Raw genomic sequence first — 12,829 nt, forward strand, 5'->3', positions numbered from 1 at the left:
GAGTAAGTTACCCCACCGCTGAAGCGGGGGGCTTTTGGTAGCCCTGGACATCGCAACTAAGCGTGTCCGAGCCTCTAAGCCGACTTACAACGGCTCCAAGATTGGCAATATTAAACGAACCATTTACATCAGCGTCACCATGCCAGCCACAGTTGCCACACTTAAATCGCTTATCGCTTCTGGACCCGATATGGTTGCACACGTGGCAAGTTTGGCTGGTGTAGGCAGGGTTAACTGTCACCAACAGGGCGCCGTAATTCAAACTCTTGTAGTTCAGAAACATCCTCAGTTGGAAGAACGCCCAACTATTAGATCGGCGGCGTTCGGTTTTGTTTCTGGGTTGCTGATTGGTGCGTTCCCTGATACCCGTCAAATCCTCAATTGCAATAATGGCATTGTGTTGAAGGGCAGACAGAACAATTACTTTGCTGATGTTATGGTTCAACCATTGTTGAAAGCGCCGCTCACGTCCCGACAGCCGTTGCAAAATCTGTCTCGCCCGACGACGAGTCGATCTTGTGCCCTTCGAGGCTTTTGCTTGAAGCGATGCTCTAACCTTAGAGAACCTATCCCTGACCTGCTGAATTTGCTTACCGTCCCATTTATCACCCTCGCTTGTTACCGCAATATCACGCCGCCCAAAGTCAACACCAATCACTCGATCGGAATGAATCGGCTCTGGCGTTTCGTCTTTGAGTTGAATATGAATGTAGTAGCGTCCGTCCCTGTGCTTGCACAATTGAGCGCTGGTAGGAACTCGACCTTTGAGCTTGCCTCGCTGGTAGTTTCCCAAATCCAATTTGATATGCTCACGTCCGTTAAGCAGAGTCAAACTAACCGTCCAATCCTTTTCTCTAAAGCCAAAGATTCGGGCATCATAATCAGCGCTAGTTGCTTTGAACGCTTGCACAGGTTTGTTTTTCAGCTTGGCGGTTTTACGATTTGCGCCAACCCTGGCACAGACGCGCACAGCCTGATTTGCGCTCAATCCAAACTGTTTTCTCAATTCTTGGTAGGTCAAGCTTTGAATCGTCGTTTTGCTGGTCACGCCACCTTTAACAACCTGATTGACCCAGTTGCAACCATCCGCAAACGCCTTCAACAAAGCATCTGTTTTAGAAGCTTGCTCAGGCGTTGGTTGGAGTTTGCAAACTAACGTCAATACTTGTTCCACAATTCAAAAAATTTGACAATTGATATGTCTAATTATACAGCAAGATTACGAGCCATTCCTGGAGATTGCATGGCGATTGAGGGGGCATCGAACCCCCTCAATCGCCGCTCCTATCCCTCCCCATGTCTGAAGCCAGGGGCTTCTCGGAGGTTTTGGTGAAAATTTCGGTGGTTATACCAGCCCACAATGAAGAGGGCTGTTTGGAAGGTACTGTGCGGGCTTTAGCCCAGACGCTTGATTTAGAAGGGATCGAGCACGAAATTTTGATTGTGAATGACAATAGCACTGATAAAACAGTTGACATTTGCCAGGAATTGTCAGAGACTTTCCCCACAGTTAGATACATCAACAATCAACCTCCCAACGGTTTCGGATTTGCCGTGCGCCGGGGATTGGCGGAATTTGAAGGCGATGCTGTGGCGATTGTGATGGCGGATGCTTCCGACGATCCCGTAGATTTGGTAGCAGGATACCGCCAATTGCAAGCAGGATATGACTGCGTTTTCGGTTCCAGATTTATCAAAGGCGGGTTTGTCGTTGATTATCCAATTCACAAGTTAGGAATTAATCGCTTAGCAAACTGGTTTGTCAAAAGTATTTTTGGGTTGCGCTACAACGATGTCACCAATGCTTTTAAAATCTACCGGAAAGAAGTGATTGAAGGCATACAACCGATTTTGAGCCATCACTTTAATTTGACTGTCGAACTTCCCCTAAAAGCAATTGTTCGGGGTTTTTCCTATACGGTGATTCCTCTGAGATGGTACAATCGGACTGCTGGTATTTCTAAGCTTAAAATCAAAGAGATGGGCAGTCGATACTTGTTTATTGTCTTGTATGTCTGGCTGGAAAAACATCTCTCTCGCGGCGACTACCACCGGACTAAAAAGATGAATGAGTTGCAATTAGATTTGTTGCCTAAGTCAAGGAGTGAAGTCCTGACTGCGAAGGAATAAGGACTGAAGTCCTTACTACGAACCATATTTTAGCAAGAAATTTAGTTAATGCCTGAAAGAATTTTAATTGTGGGCGGTGCGGGTTTTATCGGCAGTTGTTTGGCAATTGGCCTGAAGAAACTTCACCCGGAATGGCAAATAATTTGTTTGGATAACCTGCGTCGCCGGGGTTCGGAATTGAATATTCCCAGACTTAAAAGTTCTGGGATTCAGTTTGTTTACGGGGATATTCGCACGGCGGCTGATTTAGATCCAGTTGCACTCAATGCCGATTGTATTCTAGATTGCGCTGCGGAGCCTTCTGTGCTGGCGGGTTTTAGTTCGCCTCAGTACGTTTTGCAGACGAATTTGCTGGGTACTGTGAATGTTTTGGAGTTGGCGAGACAGACTGGTGCGAGTTTGCTGTTTTTGTCTACGAGTCGGGTTTATCCGATCGCCTCTGTCAAGTCGATCGAGTTATTGGAGTTGGATGATAGATTTGCGATCGCCCCAGAACAAACATTACCCGGTATCTCCAAGTTAGGCATTTCCGAAGACTTCCCGTTAAAAGGACACCGTTCGCTTTACGGAGCAACTAAATTAGCTTCGGAATTGCTGATTGAGGAGTACAGGGAAGCATACAACGTGCAGGCAATTATCAACCGCTGCGGGTTAATTACCGGTGCTTGGCAAATGGGTAAAGTCGATCAGGGAGTTTGCGGTTTGTGGGTAGCCGCACATTATTTTCAGAAGTCACTCAATTATATCGGTTTTGGTGGCAGTGGTAAGCAAGTTAGAGATTTGCTGCACGTTGAAGATTTGTTGAGATTAGTCAATTATCAGTTAGAACATTTTGCTGAATTTGACGGTGAAGTCTTTAATGTTGGTGGTGGTTTGAGTAACAGTCTGTCTTTAGTTGAGACAACTGATTTGTGCCGCAAGATTTCGGGTAAATCAATTCCCATTCATCCGGTTTTAGAGGAACGGGCGGGGGATATTCCGATTTTTATTACCGATTCTTCTAGGGTGATGGAGAAGACTGGATGGCAGCCTGCGATCGGCCCGGAAGCTGCTTTGCAGGATATTTATGACTGGATTGCTGCTAATGAGGTGGTTTTGAGTTCAATATTGTAGGAAGTTTTTAAATGGCAGATTGCTAATAGTAAGGTGCGTCGCTACGAGAATTTTCGCCACTATTTGAGTGGTTGGAAGCGACGCACCCTACCGCGAAATTTCATCTCCATCTACAATTCCCACTATTATCTTCAATAAACATTCTCAATCGTCAGGTACTTTCAACAAATTGATATATTCCCCGTACATTATAGATCAAATTTCCCAGCTTAGAAGATGAGGAATTGCCACTGTTTAACAAAATTCAGCATTTATCCCCAAACTTCTGTCAAATCCAAGACAAAACCAGGCAACACATCTTCGCCGGACAAAGTTGCAGGATTGTCCAGCAATTCTACTTCTTGGTTCTGTCTGTAAATCTCCACTTTTCTGTTGTTTCTATCTATCAACCAACCCAACCGCACCTGGTTTTCCATGTATTCTTGCATTTTATCTTGCAGCGGTTTGATTCTGTCACTTTTAGAACGGAGTTCCACGACAAAATCTGGGCTTAACGGAATAAAACCTTCTTTTTGTTCTGGGCTGAGTGCATCCCACCTTTCTTGACGAACCCAAGCTGCATCGGGAGAGCGATCGGCTCCATTGGGCAGGTGAAAACCAGTAGAAGAATTAAATGCTTTACCGAGTCTAGTCCGCCGATTCCACAGCCAGATTTGCCCTTCTATATCCAGATTTCGATATCCTGTTTCGCCTCCGGTTGGTGGATTCACGATTAATTCTCCTGTTGCTGTGCGTTCTAATTGTAACTCTCGATTAGCCATTGCCAATTCAACGAATTGTTCGCGGGTAACGGTGAGCGTTAGTGCTGGTGGAATATTGAGTGCAATGGCAGCGGATGAGTTGGTTTGTACCATGATTTTGTCCTAAAATTGATGCTGTTTTAGCAAATTAATCCTCATCTCACAAAGCCCAAAATATAGGACAATTTGCAATTTTTATTATAACAATTCAAAGTTCGTAGGTGACAGCCATCGCTCCAATCGGCAACAGCCATCACCATCAATTTCTACTCAGCAAAATAGCGGGTCAAAATCCGCATGATTTCACCGCTAATCGGCGAGGGGAGAGGCGGACTCCATTCCTCAACCTTGGCAAAACCCAAGATTTGCAGGATATCTACGATCCAGTTGACGCCCTTGGGAGTGCCGCACAGCAGCAAGCGGACGGGTTTTTTGTCGGGGGGCGCGTTGGGAATTTCTTCGCGCAGTAGTTCGGGAACGGACTTTGGTGTTGGTATCATAGAGTTGTCTCCTAATGAGTTATCTCCTAATAGGGTTATCTCGTGAATGTGGGAGTCCAAACCCCTGCCGCGTCTTGATTGCAGTCTGAAACGGCGGGGGTTTGGTTTTTGTCGAAATTGAGTAACATCTTTTGTTACCAAGTAAAATAGTACCATTCCTTGTAACACCATGTCAATAGGTAACGTCAAAAAGTAGAATGTTATCTAAAGTAGTTATGGAAAAAACACAAACGTGGCAGCAAAAAATCTCACACGAGTAACAACTTACGTCAATCCTGAAATCGCCAAAGCATTAGAAGAATGGGCCGAGAAAGATGAGCGATCCGTATCTTGGCTGGCTGGGAAGCTGATTGAAAAAGGTGTTAAAGAGTATCAAAGTCAAGAACAGCAACAAGCATCTACACCGGAGGTGAAAGAATGAATCCAACAGCTATTAACACTCTGTGAGTTGGTTAAAGATTGGATCGAAGTTAAAATGTGAGTCAATTTAAGAGAGAAAAACCTAATGGGCGGGAAGCGTAAGCTTGAGTTGATAGCTGTGTATGTAACAAAGGAAAAAAAGGAGGCTCTTGAGGAATGGGCTACTTCTGAAGAACGTTCTGTTTCATGGATTGTTAGCAAGGCGATCGACAAAGCACTGGAAGACCGTCAACAGCAGGAAACCGAGGCAAAAAAGGATACATAGCAGTGAAATGCGATCGCACTTCACTGAAAATTTCAATGCTATTCATTACAAAAATTAGGCTTGTCAACCATGCACACCATTGGTGCTTTTGCGATTATTGATAACGGCGGCAAGGTATTGCTGTGCCATCGCACCGATAGGGATGCTTGGAACTTGCCTGGTGGTAGGGTTGAGGCGGCGGAAACTCCGTGGGCTGCGGTTGTCCGTGAGGTGGAAGAGGAGGTTGGTTTGCTTGTCAAGGTGATAGGCGCGATCGCGATTTATGCTATACCAGTGCGATCGGACTTGGTGTTTACATTCCGCTGCGAAGTCGTCGGAGGTAGCCCGCACACCACGGCAGAAGCAGACGAAATCCAGTGGTATCTGCCCTCGGAGTTGCCGGTGAACACCTTTTCCAATCATGTCGAACGCATCCATGACGCCTACGCTGGGCACAGCGCGGTTTTGCTGAAGACGCAGGACTAATCTTTTGGTTCAAGATTTGGTAAAAGCGGCGTTGAAGGGCGATCGCTCTTATCTCGAACAGGATTTGCGGAAACTAATGTGAGGATGCTGATGTTAGATGTACTGCCAATTGATGAATTTTCATAATATACCGTAGGGAGACGGCAGTAGCCACTGGTGTTAATTTAAGACTAAACGTCTTGAGAAATCTCGTTTTTACCATAGTCTCGATCCCCCTAAATCCCCCTTAAAAAGGGGGACTTTAAGAAGATTCCGATCCCCCCCTTCTTAAGGGGGGCTAGGGGGGATCGGGCTTTAATAATCTTGCCAGCAGTCTGTGACTACTTTTGACCTTAAGATAAAAACAAGTCTGTCGGGTGCGATCGCATTTCCTAATTCCCCACCAACTACCTCAAAATCCCAGCATGATTGTACCAAATCTTGATATGATTATTGGCGCCCTTACCAGCATCGCCAATCCTATAATTAAAGATAAGTTTCAACGCAGCGAAACAGTCATCAAATTACTCAAACAATTTAACCTCGACCCCGAACATCCGCTACCGGATTTCAGCAGCGTTTACGCCTACACTTTAGTAGAATACGGCGTCGGTAAACCCAAGCCAATTTTAGAACTGTTTCGGGAAGAAGAGATTAAACAAGCTTTCCGCCAAGCATTCGATCGCAATTCTCCGGCTGTGTTTCTCAAACAAGGAGAAGATTTTCTCGATGCCTATGCTTTGGGAGATGAAATTAAAGATTTAGGGATTGACATTCGGCGCGAATTTGCTGCTTTTTCCGCAGTTTTTATCGCCGTCACCAAACGCACCCGCAATCCCAAAGAAGCTTTGACGAATCATCAGATTGATTCAGTACACAAACAAATTGTAGCAGTTCAAGAAAGGCTCGATCGACTGCCAACTCTCGAAGGAATGCGGGCGGAAATGGCGCGGCTGGCTGTGGAAATTAACCCGGCTTTACCAGCAGGAAATGAAACTGCGGTAAAATCCCAAGAGTTTGCTTTGGCGCAGCAAATGCGCGGTTGGTTTGAAATATTGGGCTACGATTTTGAGCCGTATCAGGTTTGGGAAGATAACTATTTTGAATGGATTATTCGGATTCCGGTGAGGCGGGGTAGGTTCGATCGCATTTTGATTCGCGGCATGGCGGGAGAAGCGGGAATTCAAGATGTCGGGGCGCTGAGACAGTCGGTAAAAACGCAAAAAACCGATGAAGGTTGGCTGGTGACATCGCGCCGGATTTCTAAAGCCGCCCGCAGGGAAGTTGACCAACCAGAAAATCGCCATCTCGATTGTTATACGTTTGACGAACTGATTGATGTGGATGCTGATTTTAGCGGCTACATCGAATGGTTGGAGAATGAAGTTAAGCGCCGAAAAATCGATGGGAAATACGTGCCTCTCGGTTGTACGAAAGCCGAGTTAGATGGCGTTAATAAGCGACAAATTGATGCGAGCTATTACGGCGAAGAAGATGGCTGGATTGACGGTTATATTGACTTGTGGATGGACGATCCGGCGAAGGAACATATTTCAGTTTTGGGCGAATTCGGGACGGGGAAAACTTGGTTTGCTTTTCACTACGCTTGGACGGCTTTGCAGCGCTACCAACAAGCAAAACAAAAAGGAACTCAACGGCCTCGGTTGCCTTTAATTATTACTTTGCGCGACTATGCAAAAGCTTTGAATGTTGAGAATGTTTTGGCTGGTTTCTTCTTTACCCAGCATAATATTCGACTCAATAGCGAAGTGTTCGACCAACTGAATCGGATGGGTAAATTGCTGTTGATTTTTGACGGGTTTGATGAAATGGCCGCTAAGTGCGATCGACAACAAACAATTAACAACTTCTGGGAACTAGCAAAAGTAATTGTTCCCGGTGCAAAAGTCATCTTAACCTGTCGCACAGAACACTTTCCCGAAGCCAAAGAAGGACGCGCTTTATTGAATGCCGAATTAAAAGCCTCGACTGCCAATCTCAGCGGAGAAACACCGCAGTTTGAAGTATTGGAATTGGCGGCATTTGACGACGACCAAATCCGTCAAGTATTATCTCACCAAGCCGATGCCGAAACTGTAGCACAGGTGATGAACAATCCGCAATTATTGGATTTGGCGCGGCGGCCGGTGATGGCAGAATTGATATTAGAATCGTTGCCGGATATTCAAGCAGGTAAACCCGTGGATATGTCGCGAGTTTACCTGTATGCGGTGCGGCGGAAAATGGAACGGGATATTAAGGCAGAAAGGACGTTTACATCCCTGGCAGATAAGTTATTTTTCCTGTGCGAACTGTCCTGGGAAATGCTATCAACCGACCAAATGCGTTTGAATTATCGGCTGTTTCCAGACAGAATTCGCCGCTTGTTTGGGGCTGCGGTGCAAGCAGAAAAGGATTTAGACCACTGGCATTACGACATGATGGGTCAAACGATGTTAATTCGCAATGCTGAGGGGGATTATTCTCCGGCACACAGGTCACTCTTGGAGTTTTTTGTAGCGTATAAGTTGGCGGCGGAGTTGGGGGTTTTGCCCGCTGATTTTACGGAGTTATCGCAGGCACAATTGTATTTGGATAATTCTGTTGAGTCGGTGAATTATACTTGGTCGGCGTATTTTAGCCGTCAGGCGGATCGTGCTGGTGATATTGTGCCGATTCCGGCTTTGAAGGGTTTTGTGAGTGAAAGTTTAGGGCAACTGCTTAACAGTTTCGGGCGGGAACCTTTGACGAAAGCGGTGATGGATTTGTTGGTGCCGATGCTGGCAAAAGCCGAGTTTGTGGGTGAGGTTAAGTCGAGACTGTTAGAAGTTTTGGAGGCGACGAAAGGCAAAACTGAGGCGGAAGTTGGTTATATCGGTGGGAATGCGGCGACGGTATTGGTGAAGATTGATAATGCTGCTTTGGAAGGGAGAGATTTATCGGGGGCTGTGATTAAAGGTGGGGATTTTTCTAATGCTAGTTTGCGGCGTGTCAATTTTGCTGGGGCGAATTTGAGTGATTCTAGTTTTATCAAAGCTTTTGGTGCAGTTTTTGCAGTAGCATTTAGTGCTGATGGGAAGCACTTCGCTATCGGTGATGCTAGTTGTGACGTTGGCTTGTGGCAAGCTGAGGGTAGTAAACAAATTTTTCTATGCAAAGGACATACTGATTGGGTAAAGTCAGTCACTTTTAGTCCAGATGGTAAAATTTTAGCCAGTGCTAGTTTTGACCTAACCATAAAGTTATGGGATATTCAAACTGGGAAATGTTTGAAAACTTTGGTAGACCACATCAATCGAGTAAATTCAGTTGCAATTAGCCCTCAAGGTATAATTCTAGCCAGTGGTAGCGATGACAAAACTATAAAACTATGGAACATTGAGAGTGGGGAATGTTTAAAAACCTTGCAAGGACACAGCCACGCGGTAGAGTCAGTGGCAATCAGTAATGATGGTACGATTTTATTCAGTGGCAGTAGTGACCAAACTGTGAAGCTATGGAATATCCAAACAGGGCGATGTTTAAGCACCTTACATCACACTGCCAGAGTTAGGTTAGTGGCTATTAGCCCTGATGGTAGAGTCCTAGCTGTTGTTGGTGATGACCAAAGCGTTAAGCTATGGGATATTCAAACAGGGCAATATTTAAAAACCTTATCGGGACATACCGATATAGTCAGATCGTTGGCAATTAGCCCTGATGGTGCAACTTTCATCACTGGGAGTGATGACCAAACAATAAAGCTCTGGGATATCCAAACCGGAGACTGTTTAAAAACCCTATGGGGACATATCGATAGAATCAGGTCAGTAGCAATTAACCCTAATGGTGCAACCTTTATCAGCGGGAGTGATGACCAAACAATAAAGCTCTGGGATATCCAAACCGGAGAATGCCTGAAATCTTTGCAAGGTAATATCAATTCTATACGAGCAGTGGCAATTAGCCCTGACGCTACAGTTTTAGCTAGTGGAAATGAAAACCAAATATTAAAGTTATGGGATATCAAAACTGGACAATGCCTGAAATCTTTGCAGGGTCATACCGGTCGAATTAACTCAGTAGCAATAAGCCCTGACAGTATCACTGTTGCTAGTGGTAGTTGCGACACAACTGTCAGGTTGTGGAATATCCATACAGGAGAATGCTTGAAAACCTTTCGAGGACATACCCGAGGCGTCAATTCAGTGATGTTTAGTCCCAATGGTTCAACCCTAGCCAGTGTTAGTACAGATGGAAATATCAAGTTATGGGATATTAACACTGGAGAATGTCTGAAAACTTTGCAAGGACATATAAACTGGTTGTGGTCTGTAGCAATAAGTCCTGATGGTACAACCCTGGCCAGTGGCAGTGAAGACCAAACAGTGAAGCTATGGGATCTTCGCACAGGAGAATGTCTGAAAACATTACAAGGACATACTGGAGGTGTGGTTTCAGTGGCATTTAGTCCAGATGGCTTAACCTTAGCTAGTACGGACAAAACAATCAAGTTATGGAATATTCGTACTGGAGAATGTTTTCAAACCTTGCAAAAACACAGTAAATGGTTATTATCGGTAGCATTTAGCGCTGACAGTAAAAATTTAGTTAGTGCTGGTTTTGACCAAATAATAAAAATTTGGGATATCCAGACAGGAGACTGCCTGAAAACTTTAGAGGGACATACTCAAGGGATACGATCGATAGCACTTAGTCCTGACAGTAAACTTCTGGCTAGTGGCAGCTTTGATGCAACTATTAAGCTTTGGGATGTCAAGACTGGTGAGTGCCTCAAAACGCTGATAGCTGAAAGACCTTATGAGGGTATGAATATCACGGGCGTTACGGGTTTGACGGATGCTGAAAAAGTGACGATCGCATCTTTAGGGGCAGTGTGCGATCTGGTTTAATATTAAGGGCGATCGAACTTCAAGAAACCGGGTTTTTCGTGGATTTTAAACTGCGGTGGAAATTGTCGAAAAAACCCGGTTTCTGCCTGATTTTAGTCAACCTGTACCTGGATATTGCGGGCGATCGACTCGATCTTACCAAATTTGTGTCAAATCCAAAACAAACCCAGGTAATACCTCTTCCCCAGATAAAGTTGCAGGATTTTCTAACACTTCCACTTCCATATTTTGCCGATAAATCTCTACTTTTCGGTTTTTGCGATCGATCAACCAACCCAAACGAACCTGGTTTGCCATATATTCTTTCATTTTATCTCGCAGCGGCTGCATTCTGTCACTTTTAGAACGGAGTTCCACCACGAAATCAGGAGCAATAGGAGCAAAACCTTCTTTTTGTTCTGGGGTGAGTGCGTCCCACCTTTCTTGACGCACCCAAGACGCATCAGGAGAGCGAATTGCTCCGTTTGGTAGGTCAAAACCAGTAGAAGAACTAAACGCTGTACCTAGTTGATTTTGTCGGTTCCACAACCAAAGTTGTCCGCCGATTTCCATGTTTATTCTTCCTGTTTCGCCTCCTGTGGGAGGGTTGACGATTAATTCTCCTGTTGCTGTGCGTTCTAATTGTACATCCCGATTTGCGATCGCCAATTCGATGAACTGTTCGCGGGTAACGGTGAGTATGAGTGTTGGCGGAAGATTGATTGCAAGGGCGGCGGATGATTTAGTTTGTCTCATCATTTTTGTCCTCAAACTGATCCTTTTATGGCAGATTCATCTCAATAGCAGACAGTCTGAAATGCTTGATAATGCGTCATTTTTATGATAACACTTGGATGTGACAGGCATAAAGGGCGATCGTATCTGATATCATAGAAAAAAGTTCCACACGGAGAACCAAAAAATGATAACTTCTATAGTTGTTGCCGCCGAATCTCAAACCTACTCTCTAGAAGCATGGATGGAAAATCCACCGGATCTAGAAGAGTGGGTTGATGGCGAATTATTGGAAAAAAATGGCATGACTCTCAAGCATAGCGAAGTACAGGGAAATCTTTACTTTTGTTGGAGAAACTACAAAGACTCCAGCCGACAGGGAGGAAAAGTTTATACCGACGTTCCCTGTCGCACAAAGCAGCAAGGGCGCTATCCTGATGTTGCTTACCTTCCCCCAGAATTAGCCGCACAATTTGGCAGTCTCAAAGTCCTACCGCAAAGCTTCCCTCTATGTGCTGAAATTGTTTCGCCAACAGATTTAGCGGAAGATGTAATTGCGAAAGCTACGGAATATTTGGAATCGGGAAGTGAGGAAGTTTGGCTGGTATATCCAGAAAACCAATGGGTTATTGTAGTCACAAAACAAACTAGAATTATCTTTATTGCTGGGGAAGTTGTTAGCACTCAAATTGTTTTGCCTGGTTTTAGCATTCCCGTTGATGAATTATTAAAATGAGCTATTTTCTATCAGTCCGCGCAGGCGGACTTTGTTTGTATAGTAGCGGTTTCAACCGCCGACTCTTAAAGGTTTATCTTTATTCTTCAGTCGGCGGAGGCCGACTTTGTTTGTGTAGTAGCGGTTTCAACCGCCGACTATTATAACTTTGTGTGTATAGTAGCGGTTTCAACCGCCGACTCTTATAACTTATATCTTCGACGCCTTAACAAACATTTGCCCGCCCAAAAAACGCCATAAAAAAGGCAATTTCAGGTAAACCTTTAACAACAACGGCGAAGCCGGCCGCCCTTTCGTCGAAAACGGTAAAAATCTCGGTATCATTACATCAACTTTAAACCCGACAGTTTGTAAAAGCTCTTGCAGGGATAAATGTGTAATCGGTAATTGATGGTCGATAAAATCGTAGTATTCCTTGTAAGAGTATTTGAAATTTGGCTGAATCACCAAAAGAGAGCCGCTAGGCTTCAGCGCATCAAAGCAAAATGAGATGATTTCTACAAGTTCCTCTTTGTTGCGGAGGTGTTCAAAAAAGTTCGATATAAAAATGCGATCGAACTGTTCGCTAAAAGAAGTACGATTATCTAAGTTAAGCACATCAATATTCAGCACCTTGACATCAGCATTAGCAAATAACTTTGAATCGGGATTCAGGTCAATTAAACATTTGTCGCCAGCCCGAATTTGATTGATAAACTCGCAGTAGCCGCCGCCAATATCTAAAACTGCCGATTCTGGAGGAACATAATCTTGTAAAAATTCGTCAATTAAAACTTTCCAAAGTGCCACCTTGGCTTGCATCTGTCGGGAATCAAATCGGTTGGCATACAACTTTTTGAGATATGTGTCAGTTTTCATAGTAAGATAGCATAGAC

The 12,829-nt window shown here is 44.6% G+C and carries 12 protein-coding genes; 7 read left to right on the forward strand and 5 right to left on the reverse strand.

The features are described from left to right. Window positions 1–7: 7 nt before the first annotated feature. Complete coding sequence (locus QZ938_RS16310; protein WP_293153525.1) at window positions 8–1,174, reverse strand: transposase; 1,167 nt, start codon at window positions 1,172–1,174, stop codon at window positions 8–10. Between the two features lie 122 nt (window positions 1,175–1,296). Here QZ938_RS16310 and QZ938_RS16315 point away from each other — a divergent pair, with 122 nt between their 5' ends. Then, entirely contained in the window at window positions 1,297–2,130 is an 834-nt protein-coding gene (locus tag QZ938_RS16315) for a glycosyltransferase family 2 protein (RefSeq protein WP_293352394.1), read from the forward strand. Between the two features lie 48 nt (window positions 2,131–2,178). Continuing rightward, window positions 2,179–3,243 (forward strand): NAD-dependent epimerase/dehydratase family protein, encoded by a 1,065-nt coding sequence (locus QZ938_RS16320; RefSeq protein ID WP_293352392.1) that lies wholly within the window; start codon window positions 2,179–2,181, stop codon window positions 3,241–3,243. Window positions 3,244–3,494: 251 nt separating this feature from the next. Here the strand turns inward: QZ938_RS16320 and QZ938_RS16325 are convergent, their stop codons facing one another. Together QZ938_RS16325 and QZ938_RS16330 are read right to left on the reverse strand one after the other, a co-directional pair. Further along, window positions 3,495–4,097 (reverse strand): Uma2 family endonuclease, encoded by a 603-nt coding sequence (locus QZ938_RS16325; protein WP_293153516.1) that lies wholly within the window; start codon window positions 4,095–4,097, stop codon window positions 3,495–3,497. Between the two features lie 152 nt (window positions 4,098–4,249). Continuing rightward, window positions 4,250–4,483, reverse strand: a complete 234-nt coding sequence (locus QZ938_RS16330; RefSeq protein ID WP_293153513.1) for a hypothetical protein — start codon at window positions 4,481–4,483, stop codon at window positions 4,250–4,252. Between the two features lie 232 nt (window positions 4,484–4,715). Here QZ938_RS16330 and QZ938_RS16335 point away from each other — a divergent pair, with 232 nt between their 5' ends. The 4 genes from QZ938_RS16335 to QZ938_RS16350 all read left to right on the forward strand — a co-directional run bounded on the left by QZ938_RS16335 (window position 4,716) and on the right by QZ938_RS16350 (window position 10,504). Continuing rightward, window positions 4,716–4,904, forward strand: a complete 189-nt coding sequence (locus tag QZ938_RS16335) for a CopG family transcriptional regulator (protein WP_293153510.1) — start codon at window positions 4,716–4,718, stop codon at window positions 4,902–4,904. Between the two features lie 84 nt (window positions 4,905–4,988). Further along, window positions 4,989–5,168 carry a CopG family transcriptional regulator gene (locus QZ938_RS16340; RefSeq protein WP_293352390.1) on the forward strand — a complete coding sequence of 60 codons (180 nt, stop codon included), beginning with the start codon at window positions 4,989–4,991 and terminating at the stop codon, window positions 5,166–5,168. 69 nt (window positions 5,169–5,237) lie between these two features. Beyond that, the gene (locus QZ938_RS16345; RefSeq protein ID WP_293352388.1) at window positions 5,238–5,633 is read left to right on the forward strand and encodes an NUDIX domain-containing protein; all 396 of its coding nucleotides are present in this window, start codon (window positions 5,238–5,240) and stop codon (window positions 5,631–5,633) included. 404 nt (window positions 5,634–6,037) lie between these two features. Next, on the forward strand, window positions 6,038–10,504 hold the full coding sequence (locus QZ938_RS16350) for an NACHT domain-containing protein (protein WP_293352386.1): 4,467 nt from the start codon (window positions 6,038–6,040) through the stop codon (window positions 10,502–10,504). A 135-nt stretch (window positions 10,505–10,639) separates the two neighbouring features. Here the strand turns inward: QZ938_RS16350 and QZ938_RS16355 are convergent, their stop codons facing one another. After that, on the reverse strand, window positions 10,640–11,242 hold the full coding sequence (locus QZ938_RS16355; protein WP_293352384.1) for a Uma2 family endonuclease: 603 nt from the start codon (window positions 11,240–11,242) through the stop codon (window positions 10,640–10,642). 163 nt (window positions 11,243–11,405) lie between these two features. Between QZ938_RS16355 and QZ938_RS16360 the strand changes: the two genes are divergently transcribed. Next, complete coding sequence (locus tag QZ938_RS16360) at window positions 11,406–11,954, forward strand: Uma2 family endonuclease (protein ID WP_293352382.1); 549 nt, start codon at window positions 11,406–11,408, stop codon at window positions 11,952–11,954. 189 nt (window positions 11,955–12,143) lie between these two features. On the opposite strand, the gene QZ938_RS16365 is transcribed toward QZ938_RS16360, so the two are convergent. Further along, entirely contained in the window at window positions 12,144–12,812 is a 669-nt protein-coding gene (locus QZ938_RS16365; RefSeq protein WP_293352380.1) for a methyltransferase domain-containing protein, read from the reverse strand. Window positions 12,813–12,829 lie beyond the last annotated feature (17 nt).

Origin of the sequence: Microcoleus sp. CAWBG27 (assembly GCF_020883145.1) — a bacterium.
Taxonomy (GTDB): Bacteria; Cyanobacteriota; Cyanobacteriia; order Cyanobacteriales; family Microcoleaceae; genus Microcoleus.